Source organism: Bradyrhizobium barranii subsp. barranii (assembly GCF_017565645.3).
Classification (GTDB): domain Bacteria; phylum Pseudomonadota; class Alphaproteobacteria; order Rhizobiales; family Xanthobacteraceae; genus Bradyrhizobium; species Bradyrhizobium barranii.
Window position 1 is genome coordinate 44,166 of record NZ_CP086138.1, and the last position, 20,344, is coordinate 64,509.

General features: G+C 59.9%; 11 protein-coding genes and 6 pseudogenes. 6 read left to right on the forward strand and 11 right to left on the reverse strand.

The features are described from left to right. Nucleotides 1-5: 5 nt before the first annotated feature. Together J4G43_RS53465 and J4G43_RS53470 are read right to left on the reverse strand one after the other, a co-directional pair. The gene (locus tag J4G43_RS53465) at nt 6-779 is read right to left on the reverse strand and encodes a hypothetical protein (protein ID WP_035680878.1); all 774 of its coding nucleotides are present in this window, start codon (nt 777-779) and stop codon (nt 6-8) included. Nucleotides 780-1,134: 355 nt separating this feature from the next. Further along, a complete protein-coding gene (locus J4G43_RS53470) occupies nt 1,135-2,478 on the reverse strand; it encodes an IS1380-like element ISBdi2 family transposase (protein ID WP_208086440.1) in 1,344 nt (447 codons plus the stop codon). A 541-nt stretch (nt 2,479-3,019) separates the two neighbouring features. Here J4G43_RS53470 and J4G43_RS53475 point away from each other — a divergent pair. The 4 genes and pseudogenes from J4G43_RS53475 (at nt 3,020) to J4G43_RS53490 (ending at nt 9,118) form a co-directional block, all read left to right on the forward strand. After that, nucleotides 3,020-3,559 (forward strand): GNAT family N-acetyltransferase, encoded by a 540-nt coding sequence (locus J4G43_RS53475; RefSeq protein ID WP_014498653.1) that lies wholly within the window; start codon nt 3,020-3,022, stop codon nt 3,557-3,559. Between the two features lie 191 nt (nt 3,560-3,750). Further along, nucleotides 3,751-4,068 (forward strand): annotated as a pseudogene (locus tag J4G43_RS53480) (transposase); the annotation flags it as partial. A gap of 964 nt (nt 4,069-5,032) precedes the next feature. Then, a complete protein-coding gene (ltrA, locus tag J4G43_RS53485) occupies nt 5,033-6,334 on the forward strand; it encodes a group II intron reverse transcriptase/maturase (RefSeq protein WP_208083522.1) in 1,302 nt (433 codons plus the stop codon). Between the two features lie 1,380 nt (nt 6,335-7,714). Next, nucleotides 7,715-9,118, forward strand: coding sequence for a GGDEF domain-containing protein (locus J4G43_RS53490; RefSeq protein ID WP_028154534.1), 1,404 nt, complete (start codon nt 7,715-7,717; stop codon nt 9,116-9,118). Between the two features lie 257 nt (nt 9,119-9,375). On the opposite strand, the pseudogene J4G43_RS53495 reads toward J4G43_RS53490, so the two are convergent. Further along, a pseudogene (locus tag J4G43_RS53495) lies at nt 9,376-10,460 on the reverse strand (IS630 family transposase). A gap of 548 nt (nt 10,461-11,008) precedes the next feature. On the opposite strand from J4G43_RS53495, the gene J4G43_RS53500 reads away from it, so the two are divergent. After that, nucleotides 11,009-12,640: a putative bifunctional diguanylate cyclase/phosphodiesterase gene (locus tag J4G43_RS53500; RefSeq protein WP_208089662.1), complete on the forward strand. Its 1,632-nt coding sequence runs from the start codon at nt 11,009-11,011 to the stop codon at nt 12,638-12,640. A gap of 445 nt (nt 12,641-13,085) precedes the next feature. On the opposite strand, the pseudogene J4G43_RS53505 reads toward J4G43_RS53500, so the two are convergent. From J4G43_RS53505 to J4G43_RS53530, 6 genes and pseudogenes are all read right to left on the reverse strand, one after another. After that, nucleotides 13,086-13,388 (reverse strand): annotated as a pseudogene (locus J4G43_RS53505) (integrase core domain-containing protein); the annotation flags it as partial. 145 nt (nt 13,389-13,533) lie between these two features. Continuing rightward, nucleotides 13,534-15,077, reverse strand: a pseudogene (tnpC, locus tag J4G43_RS53510) (IS66 family transposase). Between the two features lie 292 nt (nt 15,078-15,369). Continuing rightward, the gene (locus J4G43_RS53515) at nt 15,370-15,768 is read right to left on the reverse strand and encodes a transposase (RefSeq protein ID WP_082757285.1); all 399 of its coding nucleotides are present in this window, start codon (nt 15,766-15,768) and stop codon (nt 15,370-15,372) included. Between the two features lie 98 nt (nt 15,769-15,866). Continuing rightward, nucleotides 15,867-16,573 (reverse strand): annotated as a pseudogene (locus tag J4G43_RS53520) (reverse transcriptase domain-containing protein); the annotation flags it as partial. Next, the gene (locus J4G43_RS53525; RefSeq protein ID WP_157783864.1) at nt 16,483-16,716 is read right to left on the reverse strand and encodes a hypothetical protein; all 234 of its coding nucleotides are present in this window, start codon (nt 16,714-16,716) and stop codon (nt 16,483-16,485) included. The gene J4G43_RS53525 and the pseudogene J4G43_RS53520, both read right to left, overlap by 91 nt. A gap of 317 nt (nt 16,717-17,033) precedes the next feature. Beyond that, nucleotides 17,034-17,792: an IS6 family transposase gene (locus J4G43_RS53530; protein WP_208089663.1), complete on the reverse strand. Its 759-nt coding sequence runs from the start codon at nt 17,790-17,792 to the stop codon at nt 17,034-17,036. Nucleotides 17,793-17,884: 92 nt separating this feature from the next. Here J4G43_RS53530 and J4G43_RS53535 point away from each other — a divergent pair, with 92 nt between their 5' ends. After that, nucleotides 17,885-18,127 carry a hypothetical protein gene (locus tag J4G43_RS53535; protein ID WP_166354357.1) on the forward strand — a complete coding sequence of 81 codons (243 nt, stop codon included), beginning with the start codon at nt 17,885-17,887 and terminating at the stop codon, nt 18,125-18,127. On the opposite strand, the pseudogene J4G43_RS53540 reads toward J4G43_RS53535, so the two are convergent. Both J4G43_RS53540 and J4G43_RS53545 read right to left on the reverse strand, forming a co-directional pair. Beyond that, a pseudogene (locus J4G43_RS53540) lies at nt 18,114-18,998 on the reverse strand (IS630-like element ISRj1 family transposase); the annotation flags it as partial. The gene J4G43_RS53535 and the pseudogene J4G43_RS53540 sit on opposite strands and share 14 nt — an antisense overlap. A gap of 146 nt (nt 18,999-19,144) precedes the next feature. Further along, nucleotides 19,145-20,274, reverse strand: a protein-coding gene (locus J4G43_RS53545) for an IS3-like element ISRj2 family transposase (protein WP_129557670.1) whose coding sequence is annotated in 2 segments (ribosomal slippage) — nt 19,145-20,022 and nt 20,022-20,274 — 1,131 coding nt in all. Because the reading frame shifts where the segments join, the coding sequence is not laid out codon by codon here. Nucleotides 20,275-20,344 lie beyond the last annotated feature (70 nt).

Here is a 20,344-nt window from a genome sequence, read left to right on the forward strand (position 1 = left end):
AGCTGCTAGCTATCCGTTCCCTTGGAGGCCGTGCTCGTCACCAATTTCTCGAATGTCACCTGTATCGGCCGGTGTAGGCGTCCGTCCTGCCAGCTTAGGCCGATTTGCCGCTTGGATTTGCCGATCAGCACGTCGATGGCCGAAGGCCGGTACAGCCAGTTCTTGAGTCCCGGGCTTTGGAGGACGTTCGGAGCTGCAATCATCATAACGAACTCCAAGCCCAAAAAGTTGGACCACAGCCCGACAAGCTCCTTCTGAGCGTCGCCGTACCATGGCTGCAGCTGGAAACGCGTGTGATTGATCAGTTGCGATCCCGTAGGCATGATGAAGTACAGGCCCGTGGCCTCCGGCCACTCATCGACATGTTCGAGCATGCGGATGATGTCGACGCCGCGTTCGAAGGCGCCGGGTAATTTTACACGGCCCTGAGCAAGACTGCCGGACACCGCCATAGCTTTGAGCGTCTTCAGCAGCCAGCGTTCGACATCATGACCGGACAGCAAGTACGGCAAGACGGCTTCGCTCGATTCCAAGCAGTCCCTGAGGCCGGCAAAGAATATCTTGGCAGCGGCATCCAACGGCGACAGCGCGCTGTTGTGTCGTCTACAAAGGCAGTTCGCGGTGAGATTCTTTGGAGCCAGCGCCTTTGTTTCGCCTGCTTCGAGCCAAGGCAGTCCAGAGGCCGTGAAATTACCGTCCCCGCGAAGTATTTCGATCACAGCCTCGCTGATCAGATGCTCGCCGGAGATTGGCGCTTCGCAATTTCCCAGCTCCTGCATGTAACAGCGTTCAAGTGTCGTACTGGGCGAGCCGGATCGAAGGTCAAGCCCTGAAGCCGGCTTGTGCCATCGAACACCATCAAAACAGCAGGAAGCCGATTGTCGCCCCGATCGACAACGACAAGGTGCCACCTTCATTTCCTCAGCGCTTGGCTTCACCCATCGGAGTGACCCCCAGCGGCAGTCTAGCCCGTCCTATTCGTGAGAGTGCGGCTTTTGGGCCCGATTGATGCGGCCGCACATCTTGTCTGACGAGGCGCACAGGATTGCCTTCGGCTTTTCGCCGCCTGACGACCGGTACTTTGCAACGCGCTTGAGGGATGGGTTGGGCGAACGGGGGCGGACGCCCCGCCGGTCAAGGACCGAGCGGCAGCAGCGCGCCGGGCAAGCCGCAGATCAGGTCGGCTTCGGGACATGCCGCGGCAAACGCAAGGCGAATGCGGCTCGTGGTCTCGACGACACGGGCGGCGATTTTCAAGAGCCGAAGACGCAGCGTCGCGAACTCGGCAGCGGCCAATTCCCGGGCTTTGGGAATGGCGTCGCGCACGGTCAGCATCAGCCAATAAGCGGCCGTATGGAGCACGAGACGGACCTGGTTGGCGAGCGCCGAACGGCAGCTGGTGCGATCGGAGGCGAGCTGCGTCTTATGCAGCTTGATCAGATTCTCGGCTTGGCCGCGCGCGCAATACAGGCTGTCGTAGATCCACTCGGCCGAGCCGACATCGAGGCTGGTGACGACGAAGCGGATGTCGAGGCCGAGCATCGTCGCCTCAATACGGGCGACAGTGCGCCGTTCGCGATCCCAGGACTTTGCCTTGTGGCGCGTCTCGGTATAGCCACGCAGAACCGGCAGGTTCTCGATGGCGCGTCGCGTGCGGATGTCGTCGGCGACCTCGTCGACTTTTCTGGCGAGAGGCTTGGTGCCGGACAGACCGAAGATGTAGTCGATGCCGTTGGTCTCGCACCACGCCATTGCCTCCGGCCGGGCATAGTGCCCGTCGCCACGGAACGTAATTTGCGTGTTGTGCCATCGCGTCCGGATATGCCGTACCAGGCGGCGCAGATGGGCACGCACCTCGACGCCGCCCGGCGTCTTGCCGGGCCGCAGCACGACGGCCACGGGCCGGCTCTTCTCCGTGTCGTAGACGTGGATCGGCAGGAAGCAGCGTTCGTCATAATGAGCGTTGAACAGCGAGAGCTGCTGATGGCCGTGGACGACGTCGCAGGTATCATCGATGTCGAGCGTGACGGATGCCGGCTCGCGCGGGTAGCTATCCATCCATGCGTCGACCAAAGTGTAGGTCAGCCGGATCACGTCGCGCAGGCGCGGAGCATTCTCCAGCCGCGACAGCGTCGGCTGGGAACACAAATCCCGGCCCGTGTCCGGTAGGCGACCGCAGGCCAGTTTGAATGCCGGATCGGACCTCAGATGATCGAGGTCGTCGGCGTCCTCGTAGCCGCAGCAGATCGCGAACATGCGAGCGCGGAACATATCGACCAGGCTGTGCACGACCCGCGTCGGATCGCGCCGATCCGGGAACACCCGGGCCAGATTGTTGGCCAAACCGAGACGCCGCTCGGCCATCGCCAGAAGCATCACGCCCCCGTTCGAGGTTAGGCGCCCACCATCGAAGGCAGCTGTGACTTTCTTGGCGTGAACGGCTGGAAACGAGAAGGGCGGAATCGTATCGTCGGTCATGGCGGGCGTGGCGTTCGCGGTTGGAGGTGATGGGGTTGGCTTCGCAACCGAATCCTACGCCGCATCAGCGCTTTACCCCTCAGGCGCACTCTTACGAATAAGACGGGTTAAGTTGAAGAAAGATTGAGTGACTCCCGATCATTTCTGTGCCGAAACGTGGAGTCGCGGTCGTGCCGCGTCCAAAGAAACCGGCGCGAGCGGCCTATTAGACGCGGTAGGTGATCAGCCTCCGAAACGAGACTATCAAGCATGAAGAGATCGAGCGCGAGGCAGAGGTTTTATTTGTGTTGAATTCTTGCTTCTCGATAGTGGTCTGAAATCGTATCATCGGTCATGGCGGGCGTGGCGTTCGCGGTTGAAGGTGATGGGGTGGCTTCGCAACCGAATCCTACGCCGCATCAGCGCTTTACACCACGCTCGCCAGCCTCTCAGGCGCCCTCTCGCGAATAAGACGGGCTAGCCCGTCTTATTCGTAAAGGACCGGCTCATGCGTCGGCTTTGTCAGCTTTCTGTCAGCTCGTCCAAATAGTAGCTCGTTGTGATGAGAACCAATTACAACAACTGGCCCTCCGACGGGCAAAGTGTGGACCAGCAGCGCGATGCGCTGGCCGGCACTTCTGGCGCAGATGGTGCTGCTTTTACGGCCGCTTTAGCTGCTGGACCAGCGTCTTCCGCTTTTGACAAGAGGACAGGTGTGTCAGTCCGCCTACACAGAGTAAGTAGCAATATTGGCAACGCCCAAAGTGTTTCTTTGTTTACTGATGCCAATGAACGCAATAAGGTGGGAGCGATGACCGTGGCGCCGGGGCGCAACAGTTTGCGAATTCTCAGCATAGAAAATCTCGGCCGGTCGAGGTACAAAGGGGTCGGGACGGCTATGATTGAAGTCGCCGATCATACTAGGCAGTCCGCGGGCCTTTCCAAGCTATCCCTTCTCTCTCAAGATGAAGGAGCTTCAGCATTTTTCTACAAGAAGGGATTCCGGTTTGCGGACGAGGGCAAGAATGCGGAAATGCGGACTGTCATTTCCAATCCACGATACGTCTCAGATGAAATTCTTATGGGCGAGATGGAGCGCTAGCCCGTCTTATTCGTAAGAGTGCGCCTGAGGGCTGGCGAGCGTGGTGTAAAGCGCTGATGCGGCGTAGGATTCGGTTGCGAAGCCACCCCATCACCTTAAACCACGCCCGCCATGACCGATGATACGATTCTGCCATCCTCGTTTCCAGCCGTTCACGCCAAGAAAGTCACAGCTGCCTTCGATGGCGGTCGATCCACGTCTACGACACGGATAAGAGCCGGCCCGTGGCCGTCGTGCTGCGGCCCGGCAAGACGCCGGGCGGCGTCGAGGTGCGTGCCCATCTGCGCCGCCTGGTACGGCATATCCGCACGCGATGGCACAACACGCAAATTACGTTCCGTGGCGACGGGCACTATGCCCGGCCGGAGGCAATGGCGTGGTGCGAGACCAACGGCATCGACTACATCTTCGGTCTGTCCGGCACCAAGCCTCTCGCCAGAAAAGTCGACGAGGTCGCCGACGACATCCGCACCCGACGCGCCATCGAGAACCTGCCGGTTCTGCGTGGCTCGCCCGGTCCAACCGCCTCGCGTCGCCTGAGCGCGCGCACCGCATGCTTGCGATGCCAGCCAGTCGTCGCGCACAGCTCGTCGAGGATCCGTCCCTTCTCCGCTCGTTTGGCCGATCGGTAACGCTCCGTTACCACCGACCACCTCGCGCCGCGCGCCCATGCTGATCTTTCCCGCCATAGACGCCACCGAACCAATTCGATGGCACCGACCCAATCATCGGCGAGAAGTTGTCCAGTAACATTCTGGGTGAGGCAATGCGCCCCTCAATCAGTCCATCTCGTGGGCTAACGTCTTGATTTTTCAAGTGCCGGAAAAGTGACCCCGGCGCCGATCGGCGTCGGCCCCCCGCGCCGATTCACACAACCCCTCACTCTTCGTCCACTGGGCGCGCCTTGGTCACGCAACGGTTGGGTGACAAGAGCCGGATGATGCGAGAGTATCACGTCCGGTTGTGTGTCCAGCGAAGGCTGGCATGTTCAGCAGGAGACAAACCTGCCGGGGTAGAAGTCAGAGCCCCGTAGTTTGGATAGCAGAGGTGATGGAAACTGAAACTCTGAAGCCTATCGACAAAGTCTCCCCAGGGGAGGCTACGAGTCATCGGGCCGTAATAAAAGTGAACGCGTTGTGGCCTCGAAAGTGAGTATCCCCGAGGGCCGAGCCTTCAACCGGAGGGCGAAGGCAGCATGAGCAACTGAAGACTGACCGATACGGATGTTCACCTCGGCGGGGTGGAAGCGACAGCACGGTGACAAGGACATGCTGAGCAACTGGAGAAGCCCTCCTCGTCCCGACGCGAAATCGTCGGAGCAAGGTAGGCCGTATAACCGGCGAAACCGGGAAGTCGGCCGAAGACGAGAGGGTGGCGGCCGGGTCCGGAGTAGCAATGAAGCGGAGTAATATCCGTGGAGCCAAGGGACCCTGCCATTTGCAATGTCTCCAACATAGGGAAGGCAAGGACGAGATGACAAAGGCGTCCATTGATTTGCAGGACCTGAGGCGGAGAATATACGTCAAGGCAAAGGCTGAACCGTCCTGGCGGTTCTGGGGACTATACGTCCACGTCTGCAAGATGGAGACCCTGCGCGCTGCGTATGAGATGGCCAAAGAGAACGATGGAGCACCGGGAATAGACGGTGTCACCTTCGAGGCCATTGAGACGCAAGGCGTGGAAGCTCTGCTTGAGCAGTTACGGGACGAACTGATCGGGCGCACCTACCAGCCACTTCCCGCGCGGAGGCAGGAGATACCGAAGGACGGGGGCAAAGTCCGTGTCCTCTCGATTCCGGCGATCCGCGACAGAGTGGTGCAAGGGGCGCTCAAGCTCATCCTCGAGCCTGTGTTCGAGGCTGACTTTCAACCGGGGTCGTATGGATATCGGCCCAAACGGACAGCACATGGCGCCATCAAGCGTGTGGCTGAAGCGATAGTCCAACGGAAGACGCGGATTCTCGACATTGACCTACGGGCCTACTTTGACAATGTCCGGCATGACCGGCTGTTGGAGAAAGTGGCGCGGCGGGTTGATGACGCGCATATACTGCATCTCCTAAAGATGATGCTGAAAGCCTCAGGCAAGAAGGGCGTTCCGCAGGGCGGTGTGATCTCGCCCTTGCTCAGTAATCTCTACCTCAATGAGGTGGACAGGATGCTGGAGCGAGCGCGGGAAGTCACCCGCAACGGCAAGTACACCTACGTCGAATACGCGCGATTCGCTGACGACCTGGTGGTCTTGATCGACGCCTACAAGCGTCATGACTGGCTGATTGGAGCCGTGACCAAACGACTCCGGGAGGAGTTCGCCAAGCTGCAGGTGGAAATCAATGATGAAAAGAGCCGCACAGTGGACCTTGAGCGCGGTGAGTGCTTTGGGTTCCTGGGCTTTGAGTTCCGCTACTTCCGCGGACTAAGCGGAGCGATGCGGCCGCATTACACGCCCAAGCTCAAAAAGCGGACGGCACTGGTGCGGGCGCTCAAAGAGGTGTTCCGCCGACACCGGTCGCAACCGGTTGAACGAGTGATAAACTTGATCAATCCGATGCTCCGGGGGTGGGTGAACTACTTCGCGGTGGGGCATTCCAGCGAGTGCTTCAGCTTCATCAAAGACTGGGTGGAGAAGAAGGTCAGGCGCCATCTGGCGCATGCTCAGAAACGAAAGGGCTTCGGCTGGGAACGATGGAATAGGCGGTGGCTGTACGACACTCTCGGGCTGTTCAACGCCTACAGAGTGCGACGCGACGGGCCGAAAGTCGCCCCAGCAGGATAGGTCCCATAAGCGTTGGCGTGAAGCAAATGGGAGCGCGCAGTGCGGGAAATCCGCATGCTGCGTGCGACGTGGAGGGGACTGGAAACGTGGCACGGTCGAGAGGCCTGTCGGCGCGCCAGTCTTCGACCCTACCTGTGAGGGGCTGAGGGTGAAACTGCCTCGGCCCACTCGACAATACTTCTGCGGCGAGTTGAGCTTCTGCCACCAGCTGCCGTTCGATCGATCGTCGATGACGTGCGGATTCCGCTCGATGTCGCCCAGCATGTGAATCGGCGTGGGGTCCGGACGCCGATCGGCGTCCCAAGTGCTTGATTGATTTCGCGCGTGCGGGGTCAATGTTCAGCGTCGATTCACACTCATCGGCTTCCAGGTCGGCGTGCGCGAGAGCGCGCAGAGATCTGAACCGAGGCCTCGCCGGCGCTGAGCTTCTCTTCCGGCAGATGCAACGGGAGCGTTACGAATCCCACCTCGCGCGTGCCTTTATCGTCTTAGTCAGTCCGGCACCAATTCAAGAAAAGGCGTTTCGGTCGTGCGTCGTGCGTTCGCGTGGTCCTCTAGCCGATGCGCCTCGCGTTTCTCGCGCTTGGGGCGGACACGCCGCGTCGGGAGGCTCCGGACATGGGCGGCGGTGCTGGCCGCGCGCCCGATAGAGCTGGACCGGCGACTACTTTGTCGGTCGGACATCTCTTCGTGCGTCATCCGGGACGGATCGAGTAATTCCTCCTTGCCGCAAGCCAATCTCACAAGTTGCGTTAGGGAACCTACAAGGTTTGGCAGGCGGCTAGCTCAACCAGCTTAGGTATCCTAACGGCCCCGGTCGCGCAGTGCGGGGACATCCCAGACGAAGGAGATCGCAGATGGCCTACGAGAAACTCGTCAATCAAAGCGGGCTGACGCTTACGATTTTGCTCATTACGCGTGTTGGCTCGGAGCCGAACCAGTAACGGACCGATTGTGGCGGCGGCACTACCGACGGGCGGCAGGCAGACGGTTGAGTACGGTAATACGCAGACTCCTTCCTCAACGGGCTCGTGATTTCCTTGTCTTTCGATGGGCGTTTTCGAGCGTCTCGCAGACCGTGACAACTCGCGGCAGGAGCCGGAATAATCTGCTGAACGACAAGGCCGACCCTGTCGGCGCCGCGCCTGCTCGACGGGGTGCCGCAGATGGACAGAAAGCTCAAGCTCACGCCTCCGTCGCGCCGGTGCAGCGGTGATCGCGGGCGCCGAGTTGTTGAATGGCCTTCCGGCCGCGACGCACCCTGGTTCCTTCATCTGGGTAGTACACAAGGACCGAAGGTGCTCTGGGACAGAGTATCCCTCGGGACGCCCAAGAGGCAATGAAACGACCGCACGTCATCACGGGAGGCGGTATATGCATATGAACACCAATCTTGCGGTACACGAACCGAGCAACGCGCTCCGGCTGGTCACACAGGCGTATATGAGCCTTCTCCTCATCGCCTTTGCCCTTATGCCCGCCCAGTTCATCGCCTACCTGTATTTCCAGCAGGATCCCACGCTAAAATTCGAAAATCACCCGTTCCATGAATTCGCGATTGCCGTCGCCACCCTCGAAGGGCTGTTCGTCACCTATGTGACGTGGCGCTGCTACTGGTCTTCGGGCGAACCTCTGTTGCGTTGGTTGACGCTGGGTTTTCTCGGCTTCGTATTGATCTATTTACTGCACGGCGCCTTCACCAGGATGGCACACCGCAATATCTGGCTGTTTCTGCTCTATGGACCGGCGTCGCGTCTCGCGATGTCGATTCTTCTCTTCGTTGGGCTGCTCAGCTATAACCAGCCGTCAGACGAGGTCGAGAAGCGTTCGGATGCGCGCACATGGCTGATGTGGACCGGCCTGTTCCTGACCGTGGATATAGCTGTCGCATTGATCGCCTACTCCCCCTATGCGGGACACCCGGCGGTACGCTTGTCCATGGAGGGCGGTGCACTGGTGTTCAGTACGCTGAACGTCGCGGTCATGCTCATGCGAGGGATTCACTCGCCGCTCATGCTTGTTTTCGGCATCTCGGTCGCGTGGTTTGCGTTATCGTCGCTCGCATTCATTCTGGCGGCACCGTGGAATCATATGTGGTGGCTCGCCCACGCGATCTTTGCTGGCGGGTTCTTGCTGCTCAGCTATGGCGTTGTCCAGGCTTTCCGAACGACGCAATCCTTCTCGACCATCTATAGCCAGGAAGAAATGATGGCCCGCCTGGCCGATTCGATGGCCGACACTCAAAGGGCGCTACAGCAAGTGCAAGTGAGCAATCAAAGGTTAGAACGCCTTGCCGCCACCGACCCACTGACCGGTGCCGGAAATCGGCGACACTTCCTCGAGCATATCGGCGCCGAGATCGCGCGGGCCAAGCGAACCGGTGCTCCATTATCTCTGCTGTCGCTCGATCTCGACCATTTCAAGGATATCAATGACTCACGCGGTCACAGCGTCGGCGATGAGGTGCTCCGCGCATTTGTGCGAAAGTGTCTGGAGGCAATTCGCCCTTATGACTCTGTCGCGCGCGTGGGCGGTGAAGAATTCATGGTCTTGCTGCCGGGGGCGACGCTCGACACGGCTTGCGCGGTAGCCGAGCGCCTTCGATCGACGATTGAAGGCACTGCATTCGACGTCGAAGCCCGACCGTCGGTCTGCGTCACCATCAGTGTTGGGGTGTCGGAGTTCGGGCGCGATGGAGACACGCTTGACGGATTGCTGAACGTCGCAGATCAGCGGCTCTATCGCGCAAAACATGAAGGTCGTAATCGTGTGATTGCCGCGTAGGCTTCGTTCATTCGCGCGCTTAGCCTAAGGCTGCATGGTCGCGACCCGGGAATCGCGGCGGCGAACAACGTAGATCGCATCTTGCTTTACGCGGTCGAGCGAGTCTCTTCCATCAGCGCCGCGAGCGGGACAATGGCTTCGCGGTCGCAAGGTTCGCCTGAAGCTGGTTGAGCAGGCGCGCCGCATTCTTCGTGCTCAAAACTCAGGAACATGCAGTTGCTGGAGGTCGCCTATACCGCGCTAGTGTTCTGACTCATTCATTTGCATCCGGTTTTTGCGATGGCGAGCGCTTTTTTGGCTCGGCGGTGCTTTGCGAGGATGGATTTGGCGCCGGCGGTCCACTTGAAGGGCTTTGGGTTTTGGTTTCGATGCTCGATCCACTCGTCAATCGCGGTCTTGAGTTCGGTGACGTCGTTGAAGGTTCCTCGCCGGATGCGCTGGCGAGTGATTTCGGCGAAGAGCCGCTCGACGAGGTTGAGCCAGGAACAGGATGTCGGCGTGAAGTGCAGTGTGAAGCGTTTGTGTCGCGCCAACCAGCGCTTCACGGCCGGCGTCTTGTGGGTGACGTAGTTGTCGAGGATCAGATGCAGATCGAGATGTGCGGGCGTCTCGCGGTCGATTGTTTTCAGAAACGACAGGAACTCGTCTGCCCGATGGCGCGCCAGACATTCGCCGATGACGGTACCGGCCGCCACATCGAGCGCGGCGAAGAGTGTTGTGGTGCCGTTGCGCTTGTAATCATGGGTCATCGTGCCGGCACGGCCCTTTTTCAAGGGCAAACCCGGCTGCGTGTCGAGTGCCTGAATTTGGCTCTCTCATCGACGGAAAGCACCAGCGCCTTCTCCGGCGGATCGACGTTAAGGCCGACGATGTCCTCGACCTTCGCGACGAAGTCGGGATCGTTGGAGATCTTGAAGCTGCGCACGAGATGCGGCTTGAGGCCGTGTTCGGCCCAGATGGGCTGCACGCTCGTGTGGCTGATGCCCATTTCTTCCGCCATCGATCGCACGCTCCAGTGCGCGGCATTGGCGGGACGCTCCTTCACGGTCTTCTCGACGACCTTGAGCTTCATGGCAGCGCTGAGCGGCTTTCGGCCAGGCGGCTTGGAGCGGCCTTTGATCAGACCATCGACGCCGGCCTCGGCAAAATAGTCCTGCCAGCGCCAGACCGTGGTCTTGGAAACCCCGACCTCACGCATAATCGCCACGACGCCATGACCGTCCGCCGTCATCAGCACGATCCTCGCTCGCTTGGCGATCTTCTGAGCCGTGTTTCCATCGGTGAGCAGTTGCTCCAGTTCCCTGCGAGCCTTGCGATCAAGTACAATCAAGTCGTTTCCCATGCCGCAAGTGAATCATATGCGCGACAAGTTGGGATTCAAATGTTAGTGACAGAGCACGCACTAGGTAAGCGATTTATCCGGGCGCTTTCTCGGTGGCTCGTCGGCCTCGAGAGCGCGGGTAAACCGGGACGATTCTCGGGAGGCGCAGCGCCAGTCGAGGAGGATACACGGCACCAACCTTAACACGCCAGGCCCTTCAGTTCCAGAGCATGCAATCTGCCGGGGAGGCTCAGCAAGTGGCGCCCCGGGGACCATCCGTTCGCTCTTGCCACTCGTGCGCCCCAGAGCCCTCAAAGCGTTGAAGCGGCATCTTGGAGGCGTAAACCGTGGCTTCGGCCGCGCTACCAATGTGACAACTGGCCGGTTCGATTGCAAACCACTTTTGCCGGGAACGACGATCGCGATCCGACGGCGCGCTTACCGTCGCGGGCTTGCGAGGCGTTAGTCGAGTTCAGGTAATCGGCGCACAACACCTGGTATTAAGTGTGCCGTTATGCTACTTGTAAGAGCTCACTGGAATAACCGGCTTCAGCGAAGGTTCGACTGTGATGAGTTTGTCAAATCCACGATCGCGCGTATTGCACGCCGATTGGTTCGATTGGCGTAGTTCTGCCACAAGGGATTTCATCGCTCTCTTTGGGGGCGTCGTTCTTGCTTCGATCTTGGCGCATGTTTATGAGCTTGGCCCTCGTTTGTTTCAGCTGGGACGGGGCTATGCGGATTCGGCACTCGACGCCATCGTATTCTTCATGTTTGTCGCATTTGTTCTGAGCGTTGCGCTGACAATCTTTAGTGTTCGCCGCTATCGAGATCTCGCCCGAGAAACCAAAGCACGAACCATTGCAGAAGCAGAAGCGCGCGATCTGGCGCGACATGATCCATTGACTGGCCTGCCTAACCGTCGCCTGTTTGATGAAAAACTTGATGCGTGCCTTGGCCTCGCCGGCGACACCCACCAGGTGGCCGTTCTGATGCTTGGCCTTAGGGGCTTCAAGAGGATCAAGGACACGCATGGCCACGCAGCGGGGGACAAGGCGCTTTGCGCATTTGCCAACAGGCTCGCCGACGTCTTGCGCACGGATGGCGTCCTGGCGAGGATTGGAGGCGACGAATTCGGGATTGTCATGCCAGACATTAGCTCCCTTGAGGATCCCACCAATCTGGCGCGCCGTATTGTGGCGTCCGCCGGCGACACTTTCGCGATCGAGACGGGTTCAGCCGAGCTTGGCGTTGGAATTGGCATCGCCATCGCTCCGATTGACGGCGTCAATCTCCACGAATTGGTCAGGCGCGCCGAACGTGCACTTTATCGCGCACAAGGCGATGGCAGGTCGTGTGTTCGCTTTTTCGAACCAGAGATGGACATGCATGTCGAGCGGCGCATCCAGATCGAGCGAGAGCTTCGTAGCGCGATAACGGCCGATATTATCGAGCCGCACTACCAGCCGTTCGTTTCGCTCAAAAGTAATTGCATCATCGGGTTCGAGGCCCTGGCGCGTTGGGAAAACAGGACTTTTGGGCATATTCCGCCCGACGTGTTTATTCCGATTGCAGAAGAAACTGGCCTCATCAACGCGCTTGGCGATCAGCTTTTTCGCCGCGCCTGTTTTGATGCCAATACGTGGCCGGAGATGTTTACGCTTGCCTTCAATATTTCGCCAATTCAGTTGCGTGACCCCGCGCTTGGACAGCGCATTCTATCGATCCTTGGGCAAACCGGGTTCAGTCCGAGCCGCCTGGAGATTGAAATTACGGAGAGCGCGTTCGTGGAAAAGACCGGGGTTGCGAAGACCGTGATGGATGAACTCCGTCAAGCCGGCGTCCGCATCGCGCTCGATGATTTCGGTACGGGTTATGCTACGCTTAGCCAGCTGCTTTCGTTTCGTCTCGACAAGATCAAGATAGACCGAAGCTTCGTGTCGCATCTCGGCGACAGTACCGACAGCCAGGTGATCGTTCGTGCTATCCTTGGCATTGCAAATGGATTTGGTTTGACGGCCACGGCCGAGGGCGTCGAAGACGCAGGCCAGCTGGCCTATCTGGTGGCCAATGGTTGCGCAGAAGGACAAGGTTATCTGTTCAGTGATGCCGTCCAGGCCGCCGGTATCCCCGCGCTGCTTAGTCGCGAATCCGGCCGCACGGCGGTTGCCGAAGATGGGACAAGAAGCCTGCATGCGTGAGTCGATGCGCTCGGGCTTTCGGGGAGCGTCTGCCACAAGACGCCGTCTATGACGGCTCCTCGAGCATGAACTTCGAGAATACAGTCGTCTTGTCTATTGCCACGCGAATTGCGGCCGAAAAGTGCATGGCCGAACGAATAAAGGATGAGAAGCTGCTAGCTGGCAATCGTCAACTTAATCGGCCTCTGAGCCGAAGACGGCACGTCTCAGAGGTTCGAGAATCGGCGATAGCGCCTGCAACCCGCTCACCCGACGATGACTGGTCTGCTCGGCAGCCCGCTCGCCGGCACGGCGAGCTGCATCATCTGTTCCTAGTGTAGACTCGTCGTCCTGGCGTAGTTTGCCACGTTTGCTTTCCATTTTCTGCGAGTTACTGACTTGCTTAGCAATGTCAATTGCCCTTTTCTGAACCGCCCCGGGATTGCCGGAGGCTATTTGGTTTAAGTTATGCCGCCATGGCGGGTTGTTCCAGCATGGCGTAGTAGCGTTGCTCGGCTTCGGCCGGCGGTATGTTGCCGATGGGCTCCAAGAGCCGCCGGTTGTTGAACCAGTCGACCCATTCCAGCGTCGCGAACTCGACGGCCTCGAAGCTGCGCCATGGCCCGCGCCGATGGATCACCTCGGCCTTGTAGAGGCCGTTGATGGTCTCGGCGAGAGCATTGTCATAGGAATCTCCGACGCTGCCGACAGAAGGCTCCACACCAGCTTCAGCCAGGCGCTCGGTGTACTTAATGGATACGTATTGGGCGGATTCAAACGGTCGTCGCAACACCAATTGTTTGTAAGCGACGTTCGCGTCCCACTCGCAAAGGTTTGGCGTGGGGATTGCAGTCTGTTGATCAACGTGTTTGCAAATCATTGGCGGGGGGTATGGAGGCGGCAACGACGGAGAATTACGAGGTGCGGCCGAACGACCAGGGCAGGAGCTCGTCGATCCGGGACTGCGGGTGACCGGTTGCGATCGCTTTGAGCGTCGCTTTCATCCAGACGTAGGGCTCCACGCTGTTGATTTTGCAGGTGGCGATGAGCGAAGCTATGCGCGCCCATGAACGACCACCTTCGTCGTGACCAGCAAATAAACTATTTTTACGCGTCAGAGTCAGCGGCCTGATTTGATTTTCGACGGGATTGGTGTCCATCTCAACGCAACCATCGTCGAGAAACAAGGTGAGGCCATCCCAATGGTTCAGGAGATAGGCGATCGCCTTGCCCATCTCGCTGCCCGGCGACAGGCGAGCGGCTTGCTCGCGCAGAAACCTCTCGAGTTCAGCGACGAGCGGCCGTGATCGCTCGTTACGGGTCGTTTGCCGAGCCGGGGCGTCAGCGCCACGGATCTCCTTCTCGATCGCATAGAGTGCGGCGATGCGCCGAGAACGGCTTCGGCGATGGGTGAGCCGGCTTTCGGAGTCGCTGCGATGATCTTGCGCCTTGAGTGGGACCAACATGCGGCCAGCCGCAGCGGCACGCCGCCTTTGCGCTTGGGCCGTGCGAGCCGATGATAGCCCTGGTATCCGTCGACCTGAAGGATGCCGTCGAAGCCCTCGAGGATGCGCTCAGCATGGCCGCCACCGCGTCCTGGCGCGTAGTGGTAGACCACGATTGGTGGATCAGCGCCGCCGTGGCCGCGATCGTCGCGCAGGACAGCCCACAGATAGCCGGTCTTCGTTCGGCCCCGGCCCGGATCGAGCACAGGCGCCCTGGTCTCGTCCATGAACAAGCGGCCCGATTGCTTCATCACGACGCTCATGCGCTCGACCAGTGGCGCGAGGTGGAAGGCGACCGTTCCCATCCAGTCTGCCAGAACGGCGCGATCGATGAAGATGCCATGCCGAGCCAGAACCTGCGACTGACGATAGAGTGGCATGTGCTCGCTGAACTTGGCGACCGCCACCTGCGCCAGCAGCGCCTCGGTGGGGATGCCACCCTCCACGAGATGGGCGGGCGCCGGCGCCTGAGCAACACCGGTGCAGCCCTTTGCGCAGGCGTAGCGCGGTCGCACCGTCTCGATCACACGATACTGGGCGGCCATGACATCGAGACGGCGGGAGCGATCCTCGCCGATCTGGACCATCCGGCCGCAGCCGCAGGGACACTCGAGGTTCTCGGGTTCGATCACCTGCTCGATGCGCGGCAGGTGCGCGGGAAAGGCACGGGCAGCGCGCCTGGTCCGGCGGCTGGACGGCGCCGTGCCGGCGCGGCGCGCACGATCGTCCTGGCGTTCCTGGACTTCGGCGATGGCAATCTCGATGTCCTCGAGAACCAGTTGCATCTGATCGGGATTGAACTTCTCCGAGCGTTTACCGAAACGTGCGCGCTCGTACTCCTTCACGAGCAGTTCGAGGCGTTCGACGCTCTCTTTGGACGCAGCCAGTTCACTCTCGACATGAAGGCGCGCCGAGCATTCATCGTCTGCGCGACGACGCTCGGCTTCAATCATCGCTTCCTGCGCGCGGAAGAGCGCGCGCACATCGGCGGGCAGCGCTGCAAGACGGGCGGGATCAAAGGGGGACGGCGGCACATCCGCAAGCTATCATCCCAAAGCCCCGCGCGAAACAGGTTGTCGGGTCTGAGTCAGTTCGCCGCAGCTGGCGTCGCGACAATCCGTTCGCCCACTCGCTTCCCGCCTTGGCCGCGATGGTCGTTTCGAGTGGCCGCAGATCAGCGACGGCGTCATGCATCTGACGCGCGTGCCACAGCAAGCACAATCCGCAGTCCCTGCGCCGGAATGATCATGCGCCGCGCTCGATCGCAGTCACGATCTCCGCGATCCGCACCGCCGACACGTCCGCATCCAGGCGGACCGAAACCTTGCCAATCGTAATCTCGACGGGCCCCTCGCTCTTGCCTGACGCCGCTGGATCGCTCAGCTCGATCGACACGAAATCCGCCGCGTCGTCCGTGACCAATGCGAGCCGGCCAGCACGCGCCAATCTGCGCCACCTCGTCAACTGCTGGGCCTTCACACCGTAACGCCGTGCGACATCACATACCCGGGCGTCGGGCTTCATGCTCTCGAAAACAGCGCGCCCCTTGATCTCCGCAGACCATAACCGGCCTCCAGAACGCGTCCGGCGCGTAAGCTTCCCTACAAAGCCATCAGCTTCGGCTTCCTCCCCCGATTGTTCCATCGCCTTCAGTCTCCTCTTGGCTCTCTGACCAGCCAAGAATCGCAGAGCGAAAGCCGAAGCGAAACCAATCAATCAAATGGGAGAAAAGCTCCGCTTACCATTTTCCAGAATACGACATGGTCGATGCGCCGGAATACGTGCGCGGTGAAGTCGATGAACTTGTAGAATGCTGCCCATCCCGCCAGTTGACGGTTCAGGCCCGCGATCATGTCGACCGTGCTGACACTATGATTGCCGGAAAGGGTTTCAGTGAGCCTACGAACAAACCCCTTCGCCTTTTCCTTGGGTATCGTTGTGACGACGGACATGCGCCCGTGCGCCCCTCGCTTGCGAATGATCCTGTGCCCCAGAAAGACGAAGCCGTCATTGACGTGGGTGATATGGGTTTTCTCCATATTCAGCATCAATTTCAGCTTGCCTTCCAGAAAGGCGCGGCATTCCTCGCGGATTTCCTCTGCTTGAGCTTTGGTCCCTTTTACGATCATGACAAAGTCGTCAGCGTATCGGCAATAAGCAACCGCCGGCTTCCATTGCCGATTCTCTCGAACCGTAATAGGGCGGCCAAGCTTGATGCCGAAGTTCCATGCCCAGCGGTCCTTGCGGGCCTTGTCGCTCAGGTATTTCGCCTCCAGCCACGCATCGAACTCGTGGAGCATGATGTTGGAACACCCTCGCTGGAGGCTGTAAACAGGTCACGGTCAATGTGACCTGCCTTCAGGAACCGCCAGAGAAGATCAACAAATCGCGCGTCCTGCACTCGTCGCCGCACACATCTGATAAGCAGCCGGTGATGGACCGTGTCGAAAGACTACTCGACAGACTACCCACCACCGCGCTCATCATCTCGACGACTATCCCGATCAGGTAACCATCGTTCGGTCGCGCCATCCTTTTGAGGGATCCGCGCTTAATGTGCTTGGCTGGTGTCATCGACGCGGCGAACTTCATCTGACGCTTGTACTGCCCGATGGTACCCGTGCCCTTGTACCGGCTGCGTGGACAGATCTGCCTATCGCACAACATTTACCGCGTGCAAGCCCGCAATGCGCTCGAGCAGCATTCCTGGCTTCCCACGCCGAGCTGCTGCACGCCCGGACGATCGTCGACGCTTTGCTGCGGCAATTGCATGCCGCGCATACCGTCCTGCCACCGGAATCGGAGGACAGCCATGCAGCAGCTGAGCTTTCTCGACCCACCACCTCAGCGCGGGGCCGTCCTCGTATGGGAGGCCCTCGATAAAGAGCAGCGCGCACGGCATCGTCAACTTAATCGACCGCCGAGCCGAAGGAGGCGATTCTCAGAGGTCGAGAGTCGGCGATAGCGCTTGTCATGGAGATCTCGCGCCAAGTCGCAAAGGCTCGCTCGCGCGAAGCACGACGGAAGTCCGCGGTGGCGGCTCCGGGATAGGGGATGTGGAAAAGGTTCGCGACCTGATCGTGAACTGACAGAAACCGTTGAGCCTGACGGGACGATTTGAAACGCTTCATGATCCGCTCGCGTCGCCGCGTCGGTTGATGAGAATTCTCGGCCCGATTGTTGAGAGCTTGGTGCGGGCGATATTCGACGTGAAAGCCCATCTTCGCCCTCGCAGCGCCGGACGAACGCAGCTTATCCGTGATCATCACGCGCGGCGGCGTGCCGGCGGATTTCAAGAGCTTCTTCATGAGAAGCTGCGCAGCGCGCGAGTCTCTTCGGCGCTGGATCAAGACGTCGAGAACGAAGCCATTCTGGTCGACAGCGCGCCAGAGCCAATGTTGTTCGCCCGCGATCGAGATAACGACCTCGTCCAGATGCCATTTGTCGCGGGCGGGAGCGCGCTGGCGGATCCGATCGGAGAACGGCTTGCCGAATTTCCGTCCCCACTGGCGCACGGTTTCATAGGTCACGCCAATGCCACGCGCCGCCAGCATTTCCTCGACGATCCGCAAGCTTAAGGGAAACCGGAAATACAACCAAACGGCATAGCTGATCACTTCCGGTGGGAAGCGATGGCGGCGATAAAGAGGGTCCCGGGCGGTCGGCATGCCGGTCGTCTACCCCATCGGCCGCCCCTATTCGTTAACTTGACGGTGCCGGGCGGGCAGATAAGGGGCGCATACTCGACGAGCTTTGCGCGGTGACGGGCTGGCATCGCAAGCACGCGGTTCGGGCGCTTGCCAGCCATGTCGCAATCTCGCCGGAGGCCCGGCGGCAGCGAAAGCCGACCTATGGCGGCCCTATCAGGGATGCGCCGGTGGCGCTATGGGAGGCCTCGGATCGGATCTGCGGCAAGCGGCTCAGGGTAATGATTCCGACGTTGCTGCCTTCGCTGGAGCGGCATGGCCGGCTCAAGCTAGTACCCGGAATCAGAGCTGAGTGATACGGCGGCCTTTGAAACGGCGTTGACGGACCTTTTTCTTGGTCCAGACGAAGGGCTCGGCTCTGTCGTTGTATGCGTTGACGTAGGCATCGATGTGTTCCTGAAGCTGCTTGAGGCTCGTGAAGGAGGTGCCGCTGAGCGACTGCCCCTGCAAGATGGAAAACCATACTTCGACCTGATTGAGCCATGACGCACTTGTCGGCGTGAAATGAAATTGCACGTTGGGGTGGGCCTTGAGCCAGTCCTCGTTCTTTTTATGGGTGTTGAGGTTGTCGAGGATGACGTGAAGCTTGCGGTTCGGAAAAGCCGCGGTGACGCTGTTCATGAAATCGAGAAACTCGACGCGGCGCCGGCGTTTTGAATGGGTCGCGATGATCTTTCCGGTGGCGACTTCGAGCGCCGCAAACAATGTTGTGGTGCCATGCCGCTTGTAATCGTGGCTTTGGCCGGTCAAGGCGCGGCCATTGGGCAACTTCAGATAACCCTGCGCTCGCTCCAAAGCCTGGATCGAGGGCTTCTCGTCCACGCACAGCACAATGGCCTTCGCCGGCGGCGCGACATAGAGGCCGACAACATCGGCGGCTTTGGCCGTAAAGTTCGGGTCGTTGCTCTCGCACCAGGACTTGCGAGCCACCAGGTCAATCTTGTGGCTGCGCAGGAACCGCCAGACATATTGGACATCGACATCGCCCAGCGCCTCGGCCAGCAGGGGGCCGGTCCAGCGCGCAAACCCTTGCGGTGGCGGCTTATCCAGCAGCTTCAGAATCCGCTTGTCGGTCGTCTTCGTATAGATCGGCTGCTTGCCAGGCCGCGGCTTGTCTTGCAGCCCTTCAAGGCCATGGTCGGCATAGCGATGCCGCCAAAGGCTGACAGAGCTGGCCCCGGTTGTTTGGACAGCGCCCCGCTGGATTTAAGTGGATTCCTGCCGGGTTATGCTGAACGCGGGGCTTTACGGTTTTGTCGTTGCGTCGGGAGGGCGTAGCCCGACCAGAGCGACGACAAAACCGTCGGCGACGGTCATGCGGCCATCACCATAGCTTGCGTGCCGAAGTAAGCCTCGTCGGGCGTGCGCCCGTCAAGGCTCGAGTGAGGGCGTCCCTGATTGTAGAAGGCCAGATACTTGGCAATTGACGCTCGCGCCTCGGACACGCTGTCGTAGGCGCGGAGATAAACTTCTTCGTATTTGACCGTGCGCCAGAGCCGCTCGACAAACACGTTGTCGCGCCAGGCGCCCTTGCCGTCCATGCTGATGGCGATCTTCGCGTCCAGCAGCACATCGGTGAACTCGAGGCTGGTGAACTGGCTGCCCTGATCCGTGTTGAAAATCTCGGGCCTGCCGTGCTTCGCCAACGCCTCCTGGACCGCTTCGACGCAGAAGGCCGCCTCCATTGTGATCGAGACGCGATGGGCCAGGACCCGTCGGCTGAACACATCGACGACCGCCGCGAGATAGACGAAGCCACGCCGCATCGGAATGTAGGTGATGTCCATTGCCCACGCATGGTCGGGCCGCTCGATCTTCAATCCGCGCAACAGGTACGGGTAGATCTTGTGACCCGGAGCCGGCTTGCTCGTGTTCGGGCGACGATAGACCGCCTCGATCCCCATGCGCTTCATCAGCGTCGCGATGTGGCGGCGACCGGCGTATACGCCCTCCCGCCGCAGCAACGATCGCAGCATACGCGCTCCCGCGAAGGGATAATCGAGATGCAGCTCATCGAGCCGACGCATCAAGGCAAGGTCCTCGGCCGAAACTGGCCGAGGTTCATAGTAGACCGTGCTGCGAGCCAGCTTCAGGACCTTCGCCTGGCGCACGATAGAAAGATCATGATCGCGGTCGATCATCGCTTTGCGCTCAGCAGGCCCGCCTTGGTGAGCGCGCCGGACAAAAAATCGTTTTCCAACGCCAGCTCGCCGATCTTGGCATGTAACGCCTTCAAATCGACCGGCGTCTCGGCCGATGTCTTGTCATGCCCAAACACGCCGGCGGCGCCTTCCAGGAGCTGGTTTTTCCAGATCGTGATCTGGTTCGGATGAACATCAAACAGTTGCGCCAGCTCCGCCAGTGTCTTGTCGCCTTTGACCGCAGCCAAAGCAACCTTCGCCTTGAATGCCGGAGAATGCGTCCGGCGGCTCTTCTTCGTCATCTTCGCTCCTGATTCGCAGCAAGAATCCTCGCCGCTGTCAGGCAGAAAATCCACTCAAGCTACTGTCCGA

Excerpts from the sequence above, each read along its gene's own strand:
- J4G43_RS53465 (WP_035680878.1), bottom strand. The coding sequence starts at position 779 with ATGCAGGAGCTGGGAAATTGCGAAGCGCCAATCTCCGGCGAGCATCTG.
- J4G43_RS53470 (WP_208086440.1), bottom strand. The coding sequence starts at position 2,478 with ATGACCGACGATACGATTCCGCCCTTCTCGTTTCCAGCCGTTCACGCC.
- J4G43_RS53475 (WP_014498653.1), top strand. The coding sequence starts at position 3,020 with ATGAGAACCAATTACAACAACTGGCCCTCCGACGGGCAAAGTGTGGAC.
- ltrA (WP_208083522.1), top strand. The coding sequence starts at position 5,033 with ATGACAAAGGCGTCCATTGATTTGCAGGACCTGAGGCGGAGAATATAC.
- J4G43_RS53490 (WP_028154534.1), top strand. The coding sequence starts at position 7,715 with ATGAACACCAATCTTGCGGTACACGAACCGAGCAACGCGCTCCGGCTG.
- J4G43_RS53500 (WP_208089662.1), top strand. The coding sequence starts at position 11,009 with ATGAGTTTGTCAAATCCACGATCGCGCGTATTGCACGCCGATTGGTTC.
- J4G43_RS53515 (WP_082757285.1), bottom strand. The coding sequence starts at position 15,768 with ATGGAACAATCGGGGGAGGAAGCCGAAGCTGATGGCTTTGTAGGGAAG.
- J4G43_RS53525 (WP_157783864.1), bottom strand. The coding sequence starts at position 16,716 with ATGAAGTTCGCCGCGTCGATGACACCAGCCAAGCACATTAAGCGCGGA.
- J4G43_RS53530 (WP_208089663.1), bottom strand. The coding sequence starts at position 17,792 with ATGCCGACCGCCCGGGACCCTCTTTATCGCCGCCATCGCTTCCCACCG.